This is a genomic window from Martelella sp. K41-7 (assembly GCF_055808365.1).
The window spans coordinates 940,786-961,246 of sequence record NZ_CM147867.1 but is presented as its reverse complement, the minus strand read 5'-3'; the positions used below and the strand labels follow the sequence as shown (position 1 = coordinate 961,246).

The 20,461-nt window shown below is 59.4% G+C and carries 23 protein-coding genes and 1 pseudogene; 13 read left to right on the top strand and 11 right to left on the bottom strand.

The window, feature by feature from the left end; genetic code table 11:
* Positions 1 to 292 precede the first annotated feature (292 nt).
* The 6 genes from lspA to sppA form a co-directional block, all read right to left on the bottom strand.
* Complete coding sequence (gene lspA, locus AC0L7L_RS04570; RefSeq protein ID WP_272210532.1) at positions 293 to 781, bottom strand: signal peptidase II; 489 nt, start codon at positions 779 to 781, stop codon at positions 293 to 295.
* On the bottom strand, positions 778 to 1,647 hold the full coding sequence (locus AC0L7L_RS04565) for a TrmH family RNA methyltransferase (protein WP_473512344.1): 870 nt from the start codon (positions 1,645 to 1,647) through the stop codon (positions 778 to 780). Before AC0L7L_RS04565 ends, lspA begins: the two co-directional genes overlap by 4 nt.
* Complete coding sequence (locus AC0L7L_RS04560; protein WP_473512341.1) at positions 1,644 to 2,765, bottom strand: RsmD family RNA methyltransferase; 1,122 nt, start codon at positions 2,763 to 2,765, stop codon at positions 1,644 to 1,646. Before AC0L7L_RS04560 ends, AC0L7L_RS04565 begins: the two co-directional genes overlap by 4 nt.
* A gap of 70 nt (positions 2,766 to 2,835) precedes the next feature.
* On the bottom strand, positions 2,836 to 3,183 hold the full coding sequence (locus AC0L7L_RS04555) for a LapA family protein (RefSeq protein ID WP_473512338.1): 348 nt from the start codon (positions 3,181 to 3,183) through the stop codon (positions 2,836 to 2,838).
* Between the two features lie 42 nt (positions 3,184 to 3,225).
* Positions 3,226 to 3,522, bottom strand: a complete 297-nt coding sequence (locus AC0L7L_RS04550; protein ID WP_272210528.1) for an integration host factor subunit beta — start codon at positions 3,520 to 3,522, stop codon at positions 3,226 to 3,228.
* A gap of 25 nt (positions 3,523 to 3,547) precedes the next feature.
* Positions 3,548 to 4,501: a signal peptide peptidase SppA gene (sppA, locus tag AC0L7L_RS04545; RefSeq protein ID WP_473512332.1), complete on the bottom strand. Its 954-nt coding sequence runs from the start codon at positions 4,499 to 4,501 to the stop codon at positions 3,548 to 3,550.
* A 330-nt stretch (positions 4,502 to 4,831) separates the two neighbouring features.
* Between sppA and AC0L7L_RS04540 the strand changes: the two genes are divergently transcribed.
* From AC0L7L_RS04540 to ptsN, 6 genes are all read left to right on the top strand, one after another.
* A complete protein-coding gene (locus AC0L7L_RS04540; RefSeq protein WP_473512330.1) occupies positions 4,832 to 5,314 on the top strand; it encodes a hypothetical protein in 483 nt (160 codons plus the stop codon).
* A 96-nt stretch (positions 5,315 to 5,410) separates the two neighbouring features.
* Positions 5,411 to 5,974 (top strand): LptA/OstA family protein, encoded by a 564-nt coding sequence (locus AC0L7L_RS04535; protein ID WP_473512328.1) that lies wholly within the window; start codon positions 5,411 to 5,413, stop codon positions 5,972 to 5,974.
* A 5-nt stretch (positions 5,975 to 5,979) separates the two neighbouring features.
* The gene (gene lptB / locus AC0L7L_RS04530) at positions 5,980 to 6,795 is read left to right on the top strand and encodes an LPS export ABC transporter ATP-binding protein (protein WP_473512326.1); all 816 of its coding nucleotides are present in this window, start codon (positions 5,980 to 5,982) and stop codon (positions 6,793 to 6,795) included.
* Between the two features lie 157 nt (positions 6,796 to 6,952).
* On the top strand, positions 6,953 to 8,488 hold the full coding sequence (gene rpoN / locus AC0L7L_RS04525) for an RNA polymerase factor sigma-54 (protein WP_473512324.1): 1,536 nt from the start codon (positions 6,953 to 6,955) through the stop codon (positions 8,486 to 8,488).
* A 345-nt stretch (positions 8,489 to 8,833) separates the two neighbouring features.
* The gene (gene hpf / locus AC0L7L_RS04520) at positions 8,834 to 9,409 is read left to right on the top strand and encodes a ribosome hibernation-promoting factor, HPF/YfiA family (RefSeq protein ID WP_272210522.1); all 576 of its coding nucleotides are present in this window, start codon (positions 8,834 to 8,836) and stop codon (positions 9,407 to 9,409) included.
* 64 nt (positions 9,410 to 9,473) lie between these two features.
* On the top strand, positions 9,474 to 9,938 hold the full coding sequence (ptsN, locus tag AC0L7L_RS04515) for a PTS IIA-like nitrogen regulatory protein PtsN (protein WP_272210521.1): 465 nt from the start codon (positions 9,474 to 9,476) through the stop codon (positions 9,936 to 9,938).
* Between the two features lie 80 nt (positions 9,939 to 10,018).
* On the opposite strand, the gene grpE is transcribed toward ptsN, so the two are convergent.
* Both grpE and hrcA read right to left on the bottom strand, forming a co-directional pair.
* On the bottom strand, positions 10,019 to 10,648 hold the full coding sequence (grpE, locus tag AC0L7L_RS04510) for a nucleotide exchange factor GrpE (RefSeq protein ID WP_272210520.1): 630 nt from the start codon (positions 10,646 to 10,648) through the stop codon (positions 10,019 to 10,021).
* Positions 10,649 to 10,749: 101 nt separating this feature from the next.
* Entirely contained in the window at positions 10,750 to 11,838 is a 1,089-nt protein-coding gene (hrcA, locus tag AC0L7L_RS04505) for a heat-inducible transcriptional repressor HrcA (protein ID WP_272210519.1), read from the bottom strand.
* A gap of 158 nt (positions 11,839 to 11,996) precedes the next feature.
* On the opposite strand from hrcA, the pseudogene rph reads away from it, so the two are divergent.
* The 5 genes and pseudogenes from rph (at position 11,997) to AC0L7L_RS04480 (ending at position 15,425) form a co-directional block, all read left to right on the top strand.
* Positions 11,997 to 12,720, top strand: a pseudogene (rph, locus tag AC0L7L_RS04500) (ribonuclease PH).
* Positions 12,721 to 12,730: 10 nt separating this feature from the next.
* Entirely contained in the window at positions 12,731 to 13,138 is a 408-nt protein-coding gene (locus AC0L7L_RS04495) for a VOC family protein (protein ID WP_473512320.1), read from the top strand.
* A 6-nt stretch (positions 13,139 to 13,144) separates the two neighbouring features.
* Positions 13,145 to 13,789 (top strand): non-canonical purine NTP pyrophosphatase, encoded by a 645-nt coding sequence (locus tag AC0L7L_RS04490; protein WP_272210516.1) that lies wholly within the window; start codon positions 13,145 to 13,147, stop codon positions 13,787 to 13,789.
* 14 nt (positions 13,790 to 13,803) lie between these two features.
* The gene (hemW, locus tag AC0L7L_RS04485; protein WP_473512318.1) at positions 13,804 to 14,973 is read left to right on the top strand and encodes a radical SAM family heme chaperone HemW; all 1,170 of its coding nucleotides are present in this window, start codon (positions 13,804 to 13,806) and stop codon (positions 14,971 to 14,973) included.
* A gap of 104 nt (positions 14,974 to 15,077) precedes the next feature.
* Positions 15,078 to 15,425, top strand: coding sequence for a hypothetical protein (locus tag AC0L7L_RS04480; RefSeq protein ID WP_272210514.1), 348 nt, complete (start codon positions 15,078 to 15,080; stop codon positions 15,423 to 15,425).
* A gap of 12 nt (positions 15,426 to 15,437) precedes the next feature.
* On the opposite strand, the gene mnmA is transcribed toward AC0L7L_RS04480, so the two are convergent.
* The 3 genes from mnmA to wrbA form a co-directional block, all read right to left on the bottom strand.
* Positions 15,438 to 16,631, bottom strand: coding sequence for a tRNA 2-thiouridine(34) synthase MnmA (mnmA, locus tag AC0L7L_RS04475; protein ID WP_272210513.1), 1,194 nt, complete (start codon positions 16,629 to 16,631; stop codon positions 15,438 to 15,440).
* 226 nt (positions 16,632 to 16,857) lie between these two features.
* Positions 16,858 to 17,724 carry an N-acetylmuramoyl-L-alanine amidase gene (locus AC0L7L_RS04470; protein WP_272210512.1) on the bottom strand — a complete coding sequence of 289 codons (867 nt, stop codon included), beginning with the start codon at positions 17,722 to 17,724 and terminating at the stop codon, positions 16,858 to 16,860.
* Between the two features lie 139 nt (positions 17,725 to 17,863).
* Complete coding sequence (wrbA, locus tag AC0L7L_RS04465; RefSeq protein ID WP_272210511.1) at positions 17,864 to 18,463, bottom strand: NAD(P)H:quinone oxidoreductase; 600 nt, start codon at positions 18,461 to 18,463, stop codon at positions 17,864 to 17,866.
* Positions 18,464 to 18,685: 222 nt separating this feature from the next.
* Between wrbA and AC0L7L_RS04460 the strand changes: the two genes are divergently transcribed.
* A complete protein-coding gene (locus AC0L7L_RS04460) occupies positions 18,686 to 19,429 on the top strand; it encodes a competence/damage-inducible protein A (RefSeq protein WP_272210510.1) in 744 nt (247 codons plus the stop codon).
* A gap of 151 nt (positions 19,430 to 19,580) precedes the next feature.
* Entirely contained in the window at positions 19,581 to 20,423 is an 843-nt protein-coding gene (locus tag AC0L7L_RS04455; protein WP_272210509.1) for a universal stress protein, read from the top strand.
* Positions 20,424 to 20,461: the final 38 nt, after the last annotated feature.

The window sequence follows — 20,461 nt, the reverse complement described above, 5'->3', positions numbered from 1 at the left end:
TCGTTCATCTTGGATGTCATAAACCATCTCACTGCGACACGTTCGTGACAGTCGCATACCGCCGCTCTGGAGGTCAATTCGTTTGAAAGAGGTGCTCTCGCGTCAATTCCGCGCCGCCTCTCCTGTGCCGTCCGGGCACCGTTCCAACGGGCTAAACACTAGTACATGGAGAAAGCATGGTCCAGAATCTTTTGACCGTCAAGCGACATGCAACCGCACTGAATATCACCGGACAACCTTTGCAATCCATTGATGTTCAAGCGTTTTCTAATAAAAATTCGAGATGCCCGCCCTAGCGTCCGCCGCTCCCGGGGCTTTTGAACAGAAATTCCTGGACGAAGATCAACACCGCCCCGACCGTGATGTAACTGTCGGCAAGGTTGAAGATCGGGAAGGTCCGCCCACCGATGTCGAAGCGGATGTAATCGACCACATGACCGTAGATGAAATGGTCGAGAATATTGCCGAGCGCACCGGCAACCACCAGCGCAAAACCCAGCAGCGCCCATGTCTGCCCGGGCTCGGTCTTGCGCCACAGATAGATTACAACCGCGACGATCACCAACCGCATGCCGACCAGCGCCCAGCCGTTGGTATCCGACAGAAGCGAGAAGGCGATCCCGGGATTATAGGTCTTGAACAGCCCCAGAAACGGCAGGACGCCGATGGTGCGGTGAAACGGCAGATAAATCTCTACTGCATATTTGATGATCGCATCGATCAGGATTGCTACAATGACGAAGACTGCAGCAGGCAGCGGGCGCGAAAGCGGAGAGGTCAACGTTCAGCCTCCGGCAGGTCAAGCGACAACAGATGACGGCGCGCCTCATAAATCATCACGCCGGTCGCAACCGCAAGGTTGAGCGAATCAGCACGCCCCTGCTGGGGGATACGGGCAAGCCGCCCGGCACCATCTGCTAGTTCTGGCGGCAGGCCCTGTTGTTCATTGCCCATCAGCAGGACAACCGGTTTTATTGCGTAGTTGATGGTGCGGTAGTCAACTGAGCCGGCAAGATGGGTGGCAACGATCTCAACGCCGCTGTTTTTGGCCCAGTCGAGAAAAGCACGCGGTTCTGCGCGCGAAACCGACAGCGCGAACACAGAGCCCATGGTCGCTCGAACAGTTTCAAGCGAAAAAGGATCCGTGGTCTCGCCAACGAGGATCACACCAGACGCCCCGGCGGCATCGGCGGTGCGAATGATCGTACCGAGATTGCCGGGATCGCGCACCCGGTCGAGCGCGACATAGGTCTCGTCCCTGGCCGGGCGGATATCGGAAAGCGGCCTGTAGTGGCTTTCAAACACGCCAACGACCATCTGCGGATTGTCGCGGCGGGTAATCGCCGAAAGCACTTTTTCTGACACCTCCAGCACCAGACCGCCGGAGGCGACCGTCTTGGCGGCGACCTTCTCCACCGGCGCCTTGCCCTTTGCAGCCTTGGCGTAGATCAGCGTGCGGATCGACCAGTTGAGCTCCAGCGCATCGATGACAAGCTTCAGTCCCTCGGCCATGAACGTGCCGGTCTCTTCGCGGTGCTTCTTTTGCGAAAGCGCGCGGATGTCCTTGATGATCGGATTGGAAAGGGATGTGACCTCTTTCACGGTTCCAACGCGCTGGCCGCGCCTTTCGTCTCGCTCGAAGCTCATTGAGGCAACCACCGCGCATAAAGGGATGTTGAAAGGGCGCGGCCCGGTTCATTCCCGGAAAGCCCGGCCTCGCGCATAACCAGTTCGCCCGATTCGACCGTGCCGCCAAAACCGCGCATCGTTTCCATCATCAACTCATGAACGGAATAGAAGCTGGCGCGGATCGAATAGGCCGTCAGCACGAATCCGAGTGCATCCGGTTTCAGAATCGCACGGCAAAGATCCAGCATTTTCGGCAGGTGTTCGAACAACTGCCAGACCTCACCACTGGGTCCGCGCCCGAATTTCGGCGGATCGGTGAGGATGATGTCATAGTGATTGCCGCGCCGCTCCTCGCGTTCGATGAACTTCATCGCATCGTCGCAGATCCAGCGGATCGGCCGGTCATTGAGACCGGACAGTGCCTGATTTTCGCGCGCCCAGCCGATGGCCTTCTTCGAGGCGTCGACGTGGGTCACTTCTGCTCCGGCTGCTGCGGCGACCAGCGAGGCAACACCGGTATAGCCGAAGAGGTTGAGCACTTTCGGCGGATTCGTGCTGCGGCCCGACGTTCGCTCCAGCGTATCCCGCATCCATAGCCAGTGAGCCACCTGCTCTGGGAACACACCGACATGGCGAAACGCGGTGAACCGGCCGAGGAAATCGATATCCATGATCCGAAGCGGCCAGGTCTCGCCGAGCGCGCCCTTCGGGAAGCGCCAGCGCCCCATGCCGTCTTCATCCGTATCGCCGGTGAAGATCGCATCCGCATTGGCCCAGATCTTCTCTTCGAGCAGCGGCGGCCACAGAGCCTGCGCTTCCGGGCGGACAATGCGGTAGTCGCCATATTGTTCGAGCTTGAGACCATGACCGCTGTCGATCAGGTGGAAACCGTCGGCGCAACCGGACTGCAGGATGCTGGGCACGCGCTCGGCGGGACGATCGCCGCTGCGCAGTGCAATCCATTGCGGTTCCGGCTGGCGGCTGCGACGCTCACTCTGCTTTTCAGCCGGACGGTGTCCGGACGGTTCATCGCCTCGGGCAGCTGAGCGAGGGCCTTTGCGCGGTCGGTCCGGCTTAGCCTGCGGCTTCCCGCCCGACGGTTTGCGGCGTGTCTTGTCCTGTCTGGAAGGCGTCATGAAAGGCCATCATTCCGGAGTGATCGAAAGCTGCGGTTTATCAGCCCTGTCCGGAAAATGGCAAGTCTTCTCAGGCAGAGGGTAACTGATCGAGAGGGTGGCTGGCGGAAAGTTCGGCGGACTGGGCTTTCTGCTTGTCGGCCTCCGCGCGCCAGAGCGCTGCCTCGCGCTTGCTGTGTTTTGCTGTTTTTCGGTACTTGCGTTGCGAGATCCAGGTAAACAGCGCGCCAGCCAATATACCGAGAATGAAGGCAATGAAGATGTAAACAAAGAAGGGGGCGGAAACAGACAGGACTTTATCGCCGGCATTGAAGGGATTGAGCGCCATCGTGACCGATTGCCGGTTGGCAACCGAAAGCAAAACGAGCACCACCCCGATCGGCAGCAGAATCAGAATATTGACAAGCTTTGACATCATGCGCCTCGAGCGATTTATCTTTGAATGGTTCCGTCGGCACCCCTACTGGTCGTCCTTCTGGTCGGGATTGAGGCGCTCGCGCAGCTCTTTGCCGGTCTTGAAGAACGGCACCCATTTTTCTTCCACGAAAACGGTATCGCCGGTGCGCGGGTTCCGCCCGGAGCGCGACGGGCGGTTTTTGACCGAAAATGCCCCGAAACCGCGCAACTCGACTCGGTTGCCCGCAGCCAGTGCATCCGCGATTTCGTCGAGAATGGCGTTCACAATATTCTCGACATCACGATGATAGAGATGCGGATTGCGCGCCGCAACAATCTGTACCAATTCCGACTTGATCACGCTCAGCCCCTCAACTCTCTGATTTTCAATGCCAATCAGTCTGCCCCACAGACAGCAAACCGTCAACAAGTCCGGTCTGGTGCAGAGCGTCTTCGCTGACAAACCATCCCAAACCAAGTGATTCGACCAGTTTGGCCCCCAAACTTGCGAAACTGACCCCGAAGCCATCCCTGTTTACGTTATCCCATGTCTTGATTTCAAGGGACTCTGAAACGCCGTTCTCGACCAGATAGGCAGAAATCTGCTCTCGCCCGCCGATTTCATCGATAAGACCGGCCTCAAGCGCCTGCCGTCCGGTCAGAATCCGCCCGTCGGCAAGTGCCAGCGTCTGATCGCGTGGCATGTTGCGCCGCTCCGCGACAACGTCGACAAACCAGTCATAACTGTCCATCACCATGGCGCGCACCATGGCTTCGGCCTCATCGCTCGCATTGTTGAACGGTGACGGCTCTGCCTTCAGGGGGGCGGATTTCACCGAGTCCATCGAAATACCGATCTTGTCGAGAAGATCCTTGGCCTGCGGATAGAGAAAAATCACGCCGATCGAACCGGTAATTGAGGTGTCGCCTGCAAAAATACGCTCACCCGCAAGCGCGATCATATAACCGGCTGAGGCGGCCTGAGTCCGGATTTCGCTGATGACAGGCTTCTTTTCTCCGACTTTGCGCAACGCCTTGTAAAGAGCCTCGCCGCCGAAAGTGGTTCCACCACCGGTCGACAACGATACCACCAAGGCCTTGGCCGAAGGATCCTCACCGATCTGGCGAATGGTTTCGAGCATGATCGGATCATCGTCGATCAAGCCGGAAATCGTGAGCTGCGCGACGTGGGGACGCGACAGCATTGAACCGGCCGAATCCTCGCCATACGCCCGGTAAAGGACAACGACAAACAGAACGGCAATCACCAAAGCAGCCGCACGCCACCATCCCACGCGCCTGCGCAAGCGCCTACGTTCAAGGATGTCCGACAGATTCATGAGAGCCCTCGCAACGTTTTGAACGGCGTTTTCCGCCGTCAAGGTTGGTGAATGTGCGTGCCGCCCACATATGATGTCAACCGGTACTGAACGGTTTCTCGCGGGATCAACTTGTTATGGCCACAAAAACATACTACCGATAAGCCAAGGCTGGCAATGGATCAGGACGCCGCAGGTGCGCCCGCGCCGAAAAGAAACCGCTCATGGAAGCAAGACCAGACGGCACGAATGAGTATTTCAAGCACGGCGCAAAACGAACAAACACCTGCAAGACCGACCATTGAGGAGAATTTTCGGCGCGCGTCACGTCATTCCGGACATGTCCGCCGATTGAAAATCCTGCTGCCCCTTGCTGCCGTTCTCATCACGCTCGGTCTAATCGCAGCGACATTTCTGCGCTCCATTGTGCCTGATAACATTACCCTTGATGCGGCATCGATCGAGGATGGCATGATCGTCATGACCAACCCAGGCATGTCGGGTCGCAATTCGGACGGCATCCGTTACTCGCTGAAAGCCGAGCGGGCACTTTTGCCTGCGACCAATCCCGAGGACACCACTGTCCTTCTGGAAAACGTGGTCGCCTCCGTTCCGGTCGACGAATCCGTCACCGCCGTGGTCAACGCCACCAGGACGCTTTATGACCGCGTGACCGAACGGTTGAGCATCGACGAACCATTCACAATCACTATGTCAAACGGCATGACCGCAGATTTCACCTCCGCGCAGATCGATATCAAGGCGGGAACGCTGACAAGCGATCACCCCGTGTCGGTCAACTCCCCCAGGCTTCAGTGGTTGCTCAAAATGTGAATATCATCGATAACGGTCAGAAGATTCGGTTTGGCGGCGGTGTTCATGTTACGCTCGCTCCAACAGCATTGGCACAGAGCGGTGAATGAGGTTCGTATGGATCTGAGCGATTTGAAAGACTGCGCCACCCGGCTCACTGCGGTATTCGTGCTGGCATCGGCCTCCCTTTTGTCTCTGTCCGTCGCCGACGGGCAAGCGCAATCGACGCAAACCGGCGGGTTCCAGCTGTCCGGCGACCAGCCGATCGACATCGACGCGGACGAGTTCGAAGTCGATGACTCGACCAAGCTCATCACCTTCACGGGCAATGTCGTTGCCGTGCAGGGCGACAGCCAGGTCAAGGCCGGCAAGATGACGGTAAGCTATGCCGGCGGCTCAACAGGCATAGCCTCCGGACAGGGCGATATCGAAAGAATTGACCTGACTGACAACGTGGAATTGCAAACAGCGACCCAGCACGCGACCGGCGACACAGGTTTTTTCGACATGACCGCCCAGCAATTCGTGCTTGAAGGCAAACAGGTGGTCCTCAAGGAAAATGAGAACGTCTTTGTGGGCTGCAAGCTGACCGTCAACATGGCGACAAGCCAGGCCAAGCTCGACGCCTGCGGCGAGCGGGTGCAGATCAGACTCAATCCACAATCGCGCCCGGGCAACTGATCCGCATGCCAAAGCACAATGCAACGAGGACACTATCCTCAGCCGAGCAATCCGATGCCACCGCGACCAAGCCCGAAAATGGCAAGAATGGCCGCTATGACGGCACCCTGATTGCACAGGGATTGACCAAGGCCTATCGCAACCGGCGCGTTGTCAACGGCGTATCGCTTGTCGTGCGCCGCGGTGAAGCGGTCGGCCTGCTTGGACCAAACGGGGCTGGCAAGACAACCTGCTTCTACATGATTACAGGGCTTGTACCGGTGGATGAGGGCAGCATCGCGTTGCATGGCCGCGATGTCACCGGTCTTCCCATGTACCGCCGTGCACGTCTCGGCGTCGGTTACCTCCCGCAGGAAGCCTCGATCTTCCGTGGCCTGACGGTCGAAAACAACATTCGGGCCGTACTGGAACTCACCCCTCTCAAAAAAAACGAGAGGGAAGAGAAACTTGAGACCCTGATGGAAGAGTTCGGCATAGCCAAGTTGCGCAAATCGCCAGCGGTCGCTCTTTCCGGCGGCGAGCGTCGCCGTCTGGAGATTGCACGTGCGCTTGCCACCGATCCCGCCTTCATGCTGCTCGATGAGCCGTTTGCCGGCGTCGACCCGATTTCCGTCACCGACATCCAGAACCTTATCCGTCACCTGACACGGCGCGGCATCGGCGTTCTGATCACGGACCATAATGTCCGTGAAACCCTGGGAATGATCGACCGCGCCTACATCATTCATGCCGGTGAAGTCCTGACCCACGGCAAGGCGGACGAGATCGTTGCCAACAGCGACGTGCGTCGCTTCTACCTCGGCGACGATTTCAGCCTGTAGCGACCGGCCTTGCGGTTCATCATTGAGTGCGGATTAGGGCTTGATAGACAAGCAATTTCTGTGCCAGTCTCCCGAACAGGATCTGACAACCAGAATATTGTGTCAACGGATGCGCGCCAAAGCCGTTCCGTTGCTATGAAGGGGTTTTGCTCTCATCATGGCACTCAGCGCCAACATGTTCCTGCGCCAGAACCAGTCGCTGGTCATGACACCGCAACTGATGCAGTCGATCCAGCTTCTCCAGATGCCGCTTGCGGAACTGGACCAGTTCATCGCGCAGGAAGTGGAAAAGAACCCGCTTCTGGAAGTCGCCAGCGATGACGCAGCGGTCGATGACCGGCCCGACCCCTCCGAAGCGGAGGCTACCGAAGCTTCGGAAATGTCAAGCGACTGGTTTTCCGAGGATCAGCAGAGTCAGGATATGGGCCGGCTGGGAGAAAGCCTCGACAGCAATTATGACAGCGCTTTCGGTGATGATGGCGCTACTGTTAGTCCCGACGCCCCCGAACTGATGAGCCAGTGGAAATCGATGCCCGGCAGCGGAGGTGGAGACGATCATGTCGACCTCGACGAATTCGTCGCCTCCAGGCCCTGCCTGCGCGACCACCTCACCGGCCAGATCGCGCTGACCTTCAAACGTCCCGACGAACAGGCGATTGCCCGCCATCTTGTCGATTATATCGACGAGGCGGGTTATTTCCGTGGTGAGACCGCTGAAATCGCAGAAAGAGCCGGGCTGGAAACGGAGCGGATCGACGCGGTCCTTGATACCCTCAAATCGCTCGATCCACCCGGTGTTTTCGCGCAATCTTTGTCTGACTGCATGTACCAGCAGTTGCTTCAACTCGGCACACTGACGCCTGCCACGGCCAAGCTTGTCGAAAACCTCGACCTGGTCGCCCGACGCGACTTCACCAAGCTGACGAAGCTGTGCGGCGTGGATGAAGAAGACCTGCTCAAAATGGTGCAGGCTCTGCGCCGGCTGAACCCGAAGCCGGCCAGCGCCTTCAGCAACCAGCCACCCGAATCAGTCCTTCCCGATGTCATCGTTTCCGCCCGCAAGGACGGCGAATGGCAAGTCGAGTTGAACCCGGACACATTGCCGCGGGTGCTCGTCAACCGTTCCTACCTCACGCAGATCAAGACATCTTCCGGCCTGTCTGATGCCGATCAGGCCTTCCTCAACACCTGCCTGCAGACGGCAAACTGGCTGACACGCAGCCTCGACCAGCGCGCCCGCACCATTCTCAAGGTCGGCAGCGAAATCGTGCGCCAGCAGGATGGCTTCCTGAAACACGGAGTTGACCATCTGCGCCCGCTGAACCTCAAGACCGTGGCCGAAGCCATAAAGATGCACGAATCCACGGTAAGCCGCGTGACCTCGAACAAGTTTATCCTGACGCCGCGCGGGCTGTTCGAACTACGCTATTTCTTCTCGGTCTCCATTGCCTCGGCCCAGATCGATGGTCAGGCGCTTTCGGCAGAGTCAATCCGCCACAAAATCCGCCGGATGATTGCCGCCGAGCCCCCCGAAACGGTCCTCTCTGACGACGACATCGTTGCAGCCCTCAAACGCGAAGACATCACCCTCGCCCGTCGCACAGTTGCAAAATACAGGGAAGCAATGAATATCCCCTCCTCTGTCCAGCGCCGGCGCGAAAAACGAGCCTACGCCCGGGCTGTCGGCGCGTGAACTTTCGGAATTCCGGGACATGCAAAAGACCGGTATGATTGACTTCACTGGCCATGAACGCTAGAGCATCCGCCGCAAGAGGGATCACCGCATGTGATCGCGAGACGAAATGCGGACCGGCCAGCGCGAGCGAGCAGACGAACCGATGGTGCCTGCAAAAAAACACGCAGAAGAATATTGCTAAAATCCCGCTGGCAAACGGCTGAAAAATGCCCAAATACGTTATGATGACATCGCGTCATTGAAATGCCGTGCCGGTTGCCGGTCGGCCAGCCGTTGAGTTCTTGGAGGAGAACGAGGCTTGGCTTAGACTGGTGGCCGCCAACATAGAAGAAGGGAAGATTCATGAGTGTTCGCGTCTCGGGAAAACAGATGGAAGTCGGCGAGGCTTTCCGTGAAAAAATCGAAGACCAAATCGAGGAAGCGGTCACCAAGTATTTCGACGGCGGCTACTCCAGCCAGGTTACCGTCGAGAAATCCGCAGGTGGCTTTGAGGCTGACTGCAAGGTGCATCTCGACAGCGGTGCTGTGCTTCACGCGGCCGGTAAGGCGCATGATCCCCAGGCCGCCTTTGATGCAGCTTTCGAACGCATCGCCAAGCGGCTGCGCCGCTACAAGCGCAAACTGAAGGATCATCATCAGCATAACGGTCATGCCGATTTCGCCGAAGTCGCCTATTCGGTTATGGATATGCCGCAGGAGGATGAGACCGAAATTCCGGAGGACTATGCACCGGCTATTGTCGCGGAAGCTAAAACCGAAGTGCGCATGATGGCGGTTGCAACGGCTGTCATGGCACTTGATATGACCGACAAGCCGCTGATGCTGTTCCGCAACCCGGACAACAAGACGCTCAACATCGTCTACCGCCGCCCCGATGGCAATATCGGCTGGATCGATACAGCCGGCATTCAGGGCTGACCCCACTTCGGCGGGCGCCGTTTCCGGCGCCCGCCCTTCAAGCCGCAACCCAGGATACCAGGATATGGCCCTTGACGACCTGCTGAAACAGGAGGCGATCATCCCCGCCCTCAAGGCAAACTCCAAGAAGCAATTGCTGCAGGAGCTGGCCGCCAAAGCGGAGGCCGTGACGGGAGTACCCGAGCGCGAGATCTTTGAAGTGGTGCTCCAGCGCGAGCGCCTCGGCTCCACCGGCGTCGGCAATGGTATCGCCATTCCACACGGAAAATTGCCGAAACTTGAGCATATTTGCGGTGTCTTTGCCCGCTTGCAGCATCCCGTCAATTTCGAGGCGCTTGATGACCAGCCGGTCGATCTGGTGTTTCTGCTGCTCGCCCCGGAAGGCGCGGGCGCCGACCACCTGAAGGCGCTGTCGCGCGTTGCCCGGCTTCTGCGCGACCAGGAACTGGTCAAAAAGCTTAGAGCGTCTGATTCGGAAAGTGCGATCTACGCCTTTTTGAATTCCGACCTGGATTCTTCCGCAGCCTGAACCACACCTCCCACAAACATTAAAAAAGGCGTCCCGCATTAGCGAAACGCCTTTCAAAACGATGATCGCGACATCCGCGATTATTCAGGCTTTTCGCCTTCGGCTGTCGACGGGGCGACATCGGCCTTGGGACCGCCCTTGGAGACACCCACCATGGCCGGACGCAGAACGCGCTCGCCAATCATGTAACCGGCCTGGACGACCTGCACTACAGTGTTGGCAGGAATTTCCGGATTCGGCACTTCGAACATCGCCTGATGGAAGTGTGGATCGAATCGCGCGCCGTCAGCTTCGATCTTCTTGACCCCGTGGCGCTCAAGCCCAGTCAGCATGGAACGCTCTGTCATCTCCATGCCTTCGATGAAGCCTTTGATCTCTTCGCTGCGCTTTTCTTCCGGTATAGCGTCCAGCGCGCGGCGAAGATTGTCCGAAACACCGAGCATGTCGCGTGCAAACGCCGTCACCGCATAGGCCTTGGCGTCCTTCACGTCTCGGGCAGTGCGCCGGCGCAGGTTTTCCATTTCGGCAGCAAGCCGGAGCAACTGGTCGCGCTGCTTTTCGTTCTCCTCACGAAGGAGATCGATCGGATCGGGTTCGGCGAATTCGGCCTCCGCGGTCTCGGTTTCTTCAACCGGCGCTTCGGCTTCAAGGTCGACAACCGTCTCGTTGATTTCCTCGTCAGTGCCGTTCTTCTTGGTCTCGTCGGTCATGACGTCTCCGCAAGTTTCATTTTCTTTGAATCTCTCGAGCCCCGATATCGAGGTTCACTCCCGAAAAATCAAGGCCTCACCCAGTATTCGCATGATGTCAGTCAACGAGACCGCGACAGTCTCGACAGGAGATGCGCCGTATAGTCGACCATCGGAACCACGCGGGCGTAATTCAGCCGGGTCGGGCCGATCACGCCGACCGCGCCAACGACCTGATTGTCACTGTCACGATAGGGTGCAACCACGAGCGAAGAGCCCGACAGTGAGAACAGCTTGTTTTCCGAGCCGATGAAAATGCGGACCCCCGACCCGCTTTCGGCCAGGTTGATCAGTTCGATCAGGCTTTCCTTTTTCTCAAGGTCGTCGAACAGCATGCGAAGGCGGTCAATATCGGCGACATCGGCAACACCTTCGAGAAGATTGGCGCGGCCGCGCACAATCAACCGCCCCGGATGACCATCGTCCGAACTGCCGGACCAGATGGCAAGCCCGCGTCCAATGAGATCCTGCGAAAGCTGGTCGAGCTCATGGCGGACCTCATCCTTGAGCTTTGCCAAAACCGATTTCAGCTCCGGCAGGGTCTGGCCGTTCAGATGCGCATTGAGGAAATTCGCCGCCGCCGTCAGTTGCGAGGAGGTCGTGCCTGCCGGAAGCTCGATGATGCGGTTTTCGACTTCGTTGTGCTCACCAACCAGCACGGCGAGCGCCTTTGTCGGCTCCAGACGGATGAATTCGACATGCTTGAGCACGGTATTGCTCTTCGATGTCATCACCAGCCCTGCCCCGCGCGACATGCCGGACAGCATCTGGCTTGCTTCATTCAAAAGCCCGTCGACCGGCTGGCCGTGATCAACACTGCTCATATGGCGGTCGATCTCGGAGCGTTCGTCTTCTGCCAGGTCACCGATCTGCATATAGGCATCGACAAAGAAGCGAAGGCCACTTTCCGTCGGCAAACGGCCGGCGCTGATATGGGGCGCATAGATCAGCCCGAGTTCTTCGAGATCGCTCATGACGTTGCGGACCGATGCCGGCGACAATGACATCGGCAAAAGCCGCGAAAGACTGCGCGAGCCCAGCGGCTCCCCGCTTTCCAGATAGCTCTCGACGATTTTGCGAAACACCTCCCGCGAACGGTCGTCCAGCGCCATAGCCGAATTATCTGCGATTGGTCTGTGATCTGATGTCATGCTCTGCTTTGCCGGATGGTGTGAGGCCTCCCCCTCAATATAGTGTCGGAAGGCGGCTGCGCAATTCGTCTTTGCATCATCGCCGCATGCCGTTTTTCTTTGCAAATACCCCCTCTACCCCGTAGAAAGCCCGCAATTGAAACCGGAAGGATCAGATCATGCGGCCGTCAGGCAGACAACTCAACCAGATGCGCAATGTCTCCTTCGAGCGTGGCTTCTCCAAACACGCTGAAGGCTCCTGCTTTGTGAAATTCGGCGATACGCATGTGCTGTGCACCGCCTCCCTAGAAGAGCGCGTTCCGCCGTGGCTGCGCAATGCCGGCAAGGGTTGGGTCACCGCCGAATACGGAATGCTGCCGCGCGCTACCGGCGATCGCATGCGCCGCGAGGCTTCTGCCGGCAAGCAGGGTGGCCGCACCCAGGAAATCCAGCGCCTGATCGGACGGTCGCTGCGCGCCGTTGTCAATCTCGAGGCCCTTGGTGAACGCCAGATCAGCGTCGACTGCGATGTCATCCAGGCCGATGGCGGCACCCGCACCGCGTCTATCACCGGGGCCTGGATTGCGCTGCATGATTGCCTGAAATGGATGGAAGCGCGCAGCATGGTCAAGACCGACAAGGTGCTGAAGGACCACGTCGCCGCAATCTCCTGCGGCATCTTCGCCGATCAGCCGGTCATCGACCTCGATTATCTGGAAGATCTCGTCCGCCGAGACCGACGCCAATTTCGTCATGACCGGCACCGGCGGCATCGTCGAAATCCAGGGTACCGCCGAAGGCAAGCCGTTCAGCCAGGACGAGTTCCTGACGCTGATGGGCCTGGCAAAGGACGGCATTGCCGAACTGGTTGAACTGCAGAAGAAGACCATCGCCGGCGATTGAGGAACACGCCATGCCGATTGCCGCCGTTCTGGAGACAGCGCTCTATGCCGACGATCTTGACGCCGCCGAGGCGTTTTACGGCGGCGTTCTCGGGCTGGAAAAAATCTCCCGCGTCGGAAACCGGCATGTGTTCTTTCGCGCAGGCTCCGCTGTGCTGCTGATCTTCAATCCGGCCGAGACCGAAAAGCCCGCTGCCCCCGGTTCGCTCCCAGTGCCCACTCATGGCGCGCGCGGCGCGGGCCATGTGTGCTTCCGGCTGGAACGGGATGATTTCAGCGCGGTGATTGCACAGCTTGAAGCGCGAAACATCGCCATTGAGAGTGACTTTTGCTGGCCAAACGGCGCCCGCTCGATCTATTTCCGCGACCCCGCAGGCAACAGCCTGGAATGCGCGGAAGCAAAGCTCTGGGGACTATAGGAAAATATGCGCAAACTCGAAACCAAGACCATTGTCGTCGCCAGCCACAATGCCGGCAAGATTGCCGAGATCGCCGAATTGATCGGCCCGCTCGGCTTTTCGGCAAAATCAGCCGCCGAGCTTTCCTTCGACGTGCCGGATGAAACCGGAACCACATTCGAGGAAAATGCAGCGATCAAGGCGCTGGCTTCTGCGGAAAAATCCGGACTTCCTGCACTGGCTGACGACAGCGGCATCGTTGTCGATGCACTCGACGGCGCGCCCGGCGTCTACACTGCCGACTGGGCCGAGACCGCAGACGGCAGCCGCGACTTCATGATGGCCATGGAGAAGGTCGAGACAGCGCTTGCGGAAAAAGGCGCGGTGACGCCGGAAGCCCGCACCGCCCGTTTCGTCTGCGTACTCTGCCTTGCATGGCCGGATGGCCACACCGAAACCTTCCGTGGTGAAGTGGAAGGCAACCTCGTCTGGCCGCCGCGCGGCGACAAGGGCCATGGTTATGACCCCGTGTTCCAGCCCGCAGGCCATGACAGGACCTTCGGCCAGATGGAAGCGACCGAGAAAGCAGAAGGCGGCCCGGCCGATGGTGGGGCGCTTTCCCACCGCGCCCGCGCCTTCGCGCTCTTCACCGAGACGGGGCTTTCGCGCTGACCACCGACCCGGCAATGATCGCAGCGATCAATGGCGATAACGGCGACCCGGGTTTCGGCGTCTATCTGCACTGGCCGTTCTGCGCGGCCAAATGCCCCTATTGCGATTTCAACAGCCATGTCCGCCACCAGCCGGTCGACCAGCAGCGCTTTGTCGCGGGTTTCCTGCGTGAAATTGGCCATATGCGGGCGCTTTCCGGCCCCCGGACGGTCACCAGCATTTTCATCGGCGGCGGGACCCCCTCGCTGATGGAACCCGATACGCTGGGCGCCATTCTCGACGGCGTCGCTGCCGCCTGGCATGTGCCGGACGGCATCGAGGTAACGCTGGAGGCCAATCCCTCGAGCGTGGAAGCCGAACGCTTTCGCGGCTATCGCGCGGCGGGCGTCAACCGGGTTTCCATGGGGGTTCAGGCGTTGAACGACAGGGAACTGCGCTTTCTCGGGCGCCTGCACAATGTCGAGCAGGCCCTTGGTGCAATCCGGCTGGCGCGCGAGATCTTTCCGCGCATGTCTTTCGACCTGATCTATGCCCGGCCCGGGCAGCGCGCCGAAGACTGGGAGCGCGAGCTCAACCAGGCGATTGATCTCGCCGCAGATCACCTCTCGCTCTACCAGCTCACCATAGAGGAAGGCACGCGCTTCTTCGATCTCCACCGTGCGGGTAAGCTCGTCGTGCCTGACGACGACCATGCCGCCCATCTTTACGAAGTCACGCAGGCGGTCACCGCCGGGCGCGGTCTTCCGGCCTATGAGGTCTCGAACCACGCCCGCCCCGGTGCGGAAAGCCGGCACAATCTGACGTACTGGCGCTATGGCGATTATGCCGGGATCGGCCCCGGCGCCCATGGCAGGCTGAATACAACCTCTGGCAAGGTCGCGACCGCAGCCGAAAAACACCCTGAAACCTGGCTGCAGATGGTCGAAGCGGACGGGCACGGCGTAAGCGAGCAGACAACGCTCTCACGCGAACAACAGGCAGACGAACTGCTGCTGATGGGGCTTCGGGTCAGGGAGGGCATCGATATTGCCCGCTGGTCATCGCTTGCCGGTAAACCGCTGGACAGCGAACGCGAGGATTTTCTGATCAGCCTCGGCCTGATCGAGCGGATCGGCAACAGCCGGCTGCGCGCCACGCCAGAGGGCATGTTGCTCTTGAACCGGGTTGTCGCAGAACTCTCCTGACGTTTTGGTTGCACAGTGCTATTATGCACCCGGAACCCGCATCACATGCTGCGCGTTCAAGACTTGAAACAAATTGAGCATCCAGGGAAGAAAGACCGCAACAGATGGCAAGTTCAAGCTACACCCACAGAATGATCCGCGACCGGCTGAGTGCGGCCATCTGCATCATCTTCGGTGTCTATATGGGCTATCTCGCCCATTCCGACGGTGTCGCGCTGGCGCCCTCGCTATTTTACGGCCTGATCGCCTTTGTGCTGCTCGCCATGCTGCTGATGATCCTGAGGAATTTCGTCTATGGGCTGATCCTTGCCGGGCTGATCGTCTGGCTGGCTGCCTATCTCGGCTTCAGCTGGGCCGATCAGCTGATCGGCTATATCGAACAGCTGCTGCAGCTCGGCTACCAGGAATCGCTGAAGCTGTTCATGGCCGCCGAAAAGCCTATTGCCACCTGACGGCGGCCGCGCTCAGGCGGCCAGTCCCGTCAGCAGGGTCTTGAGCTGCTCTTCCGCATCGGCTGAGCGTTCCGAACGGCTGATAAAGCCGCCGCCGAAGACGCGGGCATCATTGCCGGGCGCATCGTAAAGCACACAGGCCTGACCGCTGGCGATCCCGTCCTCGCCTTCCAGAAGATCGACGTAGACGCCGTCATCGTCGACATGCAGCATCACGGGCAGTGGCGGCCGCGTCGAGCGCACCTTGGCGAAACACGAAAACCCGCTTGCAGCCTCTTCAGCCACCGGGCGGTCCCCCAGCCAGTTGACGTCGCGCAGATAAATACGCCTGGTCTCCAGAGCCTCGCGCGGGCCGACGATGACACGGCGCGAGCGGGCATCCAGATAAACCACATAAAGCGGTTCCCCGGTGGCAACGCCCAGCCCCTTGCGCTGGCCGATCGTGTAGCGGACGATGCCCTCGTGGCGGCCAAGCACGCGACCGTCGAGATGCACGATCTCACCGCCAAGTTCAGCATTCGGCTTCAGCTTGGCGATCACGTCGGAATACTTGCCATGCGGCACAAAGCAGATGTCCTGGCTGTCCGGCTTGTCGGCAACGATCAGGCCCATTTCCTCAGCCAACCGACGGGTATCGGCCTTTGGCAGACCGCCGAGCGGAAATCTGAGAAAATCGATCTGTTCCTGCGTGGTCGCAAACAGGAAATAGCTCTGGTCGCGCTCGGCATCCACAGGCCGGTAGAGGGCGCGGCGCATCGGGTTCTCCGGTGTCGGGTTCGACCGGGAACGGATGTAGTGGCCGGTCGCCAGCGCATCGGCACCGAGTTCCCTCGCCGTCGTCAACAGATCAGCGAATTTGACCGTCTGGTTGCAGGCCACACAGGGGATTGGCGTTTCACCGGCGATATAGCTTTCGGCAAACGGATTGATGACCGTCTCGCGGAACCGGGCCTCATAATCCAGCACATAATGCGGGATGCCGAGCCGCTCGGACACGCGACGGGCATCGTCGATATCCTGCCCTGCACAGCATGAGCCTGCGCGGTGCACAGCCGCGCCATGATCGTAAAGCTGAAGGGTGATGCCGAGGACATCATAGCCCTCGCGCTTCAAAAGCCCGGCCACGACCGAGCTGTCAACGCCGCCGGACATCGCCACAACAACGCGCGTGTCCTCCGGCTTCTTGTCAAAACCGAGTGTATTCATGATCCGCCAGTCCAGTTCAAGGTTGGATGTCAAACCGTTTATTTGGCGCTGATATAGAGGCCCTGCCCGCAAGACGCAAGCAAAGCCTTTGCAAGCCGCTCGCTGCGACCGGGTGCATTGTCCTATATGCGTCAGAAGGGACGCACGGCGCTCTAGTGGAATTTTAAAATTTGACATTTGATGGGCGAGGTCGCTGAAACGGACCTCAAATGTCAAATTCATTCCACTAGGCCGCGATCATGGGCGCGATATAGGCCGTATGCACCCAGCCGGTAACAACGCCCTCTCGGCCGTCCGGGTGTTCGGGCGCGACGAAGGCCCAGTCGCCATCCCGGCTCATGATCTTGAGTTGCGTGCCCTTCAGAAGCGTTCCCGGCGGAACCACCTTCTCAAATTGCGCGCCCGGACCGCCGCGCAGATTGAGCCGCCCGGCGGTAACCACCGCCATCGGCTCCCTGTCGTTGGCCTCACCCAGCGTCGCGCGGAAGCGCTCCATGGGGAAGGCCGGCCCCGGATCGGTCTTCCAGCCGCGCGTGTCAATCTCCTCATGGCTGACGATTGCCTTGATCGGATAGTGGCCGATGAGGGCCTGAACCAGATCGAGACCGGTGGCAAGCTGTGCCTCGGGGTAAAGCGGCCAGGCAAACCGGCCTGTGCCGACGCGCTGATGCGGCGCCATCTGATAGCCGCCGGTCTTTTTCAGCGCACGCTCGGTAAACCGCTTGCCATAAGCGTCGGTGAAATCGCCGAGCCCGTTCGGCCTCAGCCAACCGGCATTGACGAATTCGATGCCGACGGAATAGCTGTTGAGCCCCTCCAGCGTGCCATAGCGCGATGGACCGGCATGCCATGCCTTGCGGTTGAACGGTGCAATCTGCCAGGCCGTGCCGTCGCGGTCGATCACGACATGGGCGCTGGAGCCGCGGTTGGATGAGCCGGCTGCAGCGCCCATCAGCCAGTCGCGGCTTGCCGCACCATTCCAGCCGGTGGTGTAATGCAGCACAATGATGACCGGCGGGTTTTGCCGCCGGGCACCCAGATTGGCGGATTGTCCGTACCAGATCCCTGGAATTTTATGGTTTTCGATCCGCATCGTGCGGCTCCTCCCTGCCTGTGAAAACTGCAGGAATCCTAAGCGCTGTGGCCGGGTCGGGAGCTGACGGGGAAAACCGGGGAACAAAAACGCGCGGCCACAGGGACCGCGCGTCATCAACATGTCAGAAAAGAGAAGCTCAGGCCGAAAGCTTGCCGGCAAGCTTGGCAACATGCGCGCCCTGGAAACGGGCGGCTTCGAGTTCGACCGTCGACGGCATACGCGAGCCGTCGCCATCGGTAATGGTGGAAGCGCCGTAGGGTGAGCCGCCCTTGATTTCGTCGAGACCCATCTGACCGGCAAAGGCGTAGGGCAGGCCGACAACCACCATGCCGTGATGGAGAAGCGTCGGAATGAAGCTGAGAATGGTCGATTCCTGGCCGCCATGCTGGGTTGCCGAAGCGGTGAACACCGAGCCGACCTTGCCGACGAGCTTGCCCTGTGCCCAGAGACCACCGGTCTGATCCATGAAGTTGCGCATCTGCGAGGCGACGGTACCGAAGCGCGTTCCGGCACCGAAGATCACGGCATCATACTGGTCAAGTTCGTTCGGGTCGGCAATCGGGGCTTCCTGATCGAGCTTGAAATGCGATGCCTTGGCAACGTCTTCGGGAACCAGCTCGGGAACGCGCTTGATGGTGACTTCGGCGCCTTCGGCAGCGGCACCCTCGGCAACGGCCTTGGCCATGGTTTCGACGTGACCATAGGCCGAGTAATAGAGAACGAGAACTTTAGCCATTTTGGAAAACTCCACTTGGGTTGGCTCAAAAATTGGTAATCGAGAGATAGGCCTTCCGGCTGGGCGAAGTCCAGACGCCGGACGATAGACGCAGTGTTCACTCATCAGCAGGTTCACAACGGCTTTGCCTCACTTACCGAGCCGCGGGCTTGAAGAAAGCCAAACATGGGTCCAAAACGGAACCGCAATTCCTGCTTCAACAGAACCATGGGTCCGACGACAATGAGCGAAGACGACAATCCGACCGCAGCCATGCTCGCCATCGGCGACGAACTCTTGTCCGGACGGACCAAGGACAAGAATATCGGCCATCTGGCAGAAGCCATGACGCTCATCGGGATCGGCCTGAAAGAGGTGCGGATCGTTGCCGACGACGCGGACGCGATCATTGAGGCGGTCAATACGCTGCGGTCTCGCTATACTTATGTATTCACGTCCGGCGGCATTGGCGGCACGCATGACGACATAACCGCCGACTCGGTTTCCACCGCTTTCGGCCTGCCCTGCATCTACAATGACGAGGCAATGACCCGCCTCACCACGCATTACCAGCGGCGCGGCATCGAATTCAACGCCTCGCGTCAGCGCATGGCGCGCATGCCGGAAGGCGCCACACTGATCGACAATCCGGTTTCCACGGCCCCCGGTTTCGTGATCGGCAATATTTACGTGATGGCCGGTGTGCCGAGCATTTTCCAGGCGATGCTCGACAATGTGATCCCCACACTGAAGGGCGGAGTGCCGCTTATTTCCGAGACCGTGGAATGCCCCTTCGGCGAAGGCGATATCGCCGCCAGACTTGGCGAAATTCAGAAGGCCCATCCCGAAACCTCGATTGGCTCCTATCCTCGTTTTTCAGCAGAAGGCTTCCGCACGCAGCTCGTCGTCCGTGCCCGTGAGAAAGCCGACGTCGAGGCCGCCGCCGCCGATATCCGATCCATGCTGGAGGCGATGACGGCACACTGAATTCCGTTCGGCCTTACCCGAAAGACGCGTTTCCGCCCTTCGCATTTTCTGGCAATAGGAATAGACTGTCGTTGCAGTAACTGCCGGAACCGCCAATCGGTCGCCGGCGACCTATATGGGCAGGGAGCCAAGCCCAAGAGGAGCGTTTCAGATGACCTACAAGACCATTCTCGCCGTCATGGAATCACCCACACAGGCTGGTGGTTTCCTGGATTACACCGTTGAGATCGTTCGCTCATTCGACGCACACCTCATCGGCCTCCATGCAGAAACCGTAAACCCGACACCGATCATCGCGCCGATGGAAATTCCGGACCCGATTTCGATCCAGTCGCTGCAGGACATCGCCGAAAAGCGCAGCGCCGAGCTTGGCGAGATATTCCGCAAACGGGCAGACCGGGAAGGCCTGTCCTACGAATGGCGAAAAATCGTCTCCGCCGCCGGCTTTGCCGGTTCCTCGGTCATCGACAGCGCACGCACCTGCGACCTGATCATCGCTCCGCAAGTCAGCCCCGATGCCCCCGGAGATGCGCGATCCGATTTCGAGAGCTTCCTGTTTGAAAGCGGAAGGCCGGTTCTGCTGGTGCCTCATGTCGACAAGGTCGCCAAGCCGTTCAACCGGGTAATGGTCGCCTGGAATGGCTCGCGCGAGGCAGCCCGCGCCACATTTGACGCCATGCCGTTCCTGCTGAAGGCAAACGAAGTCGAGATTTTCTCGGTCAACCCGCATGACAGCGACGAGCAGGAAAGCGGTCTCACAGGCGCCGAAATCGCCTCGACGCTCGCCCGCCATGGCGTCAATGTGACGGCCACCAGCGCCCATGCCGACAAGGCCAAGGCGGGGACCATCATCGAAAACCGGCTGTCGGATAAATCCGTCGATCTTCTGGTCATGGGTGCCTATACCCATTCGCGGCTGTGGGAGATGCTGTTCGGCGGTGTAACCCGCACCCTGCTGGAATCGATGACAGCTGCGACACTGATGTCGCGCTGATCCAGTCTGCCTGATCGCCAAGGCCCATCTTTCCGGTG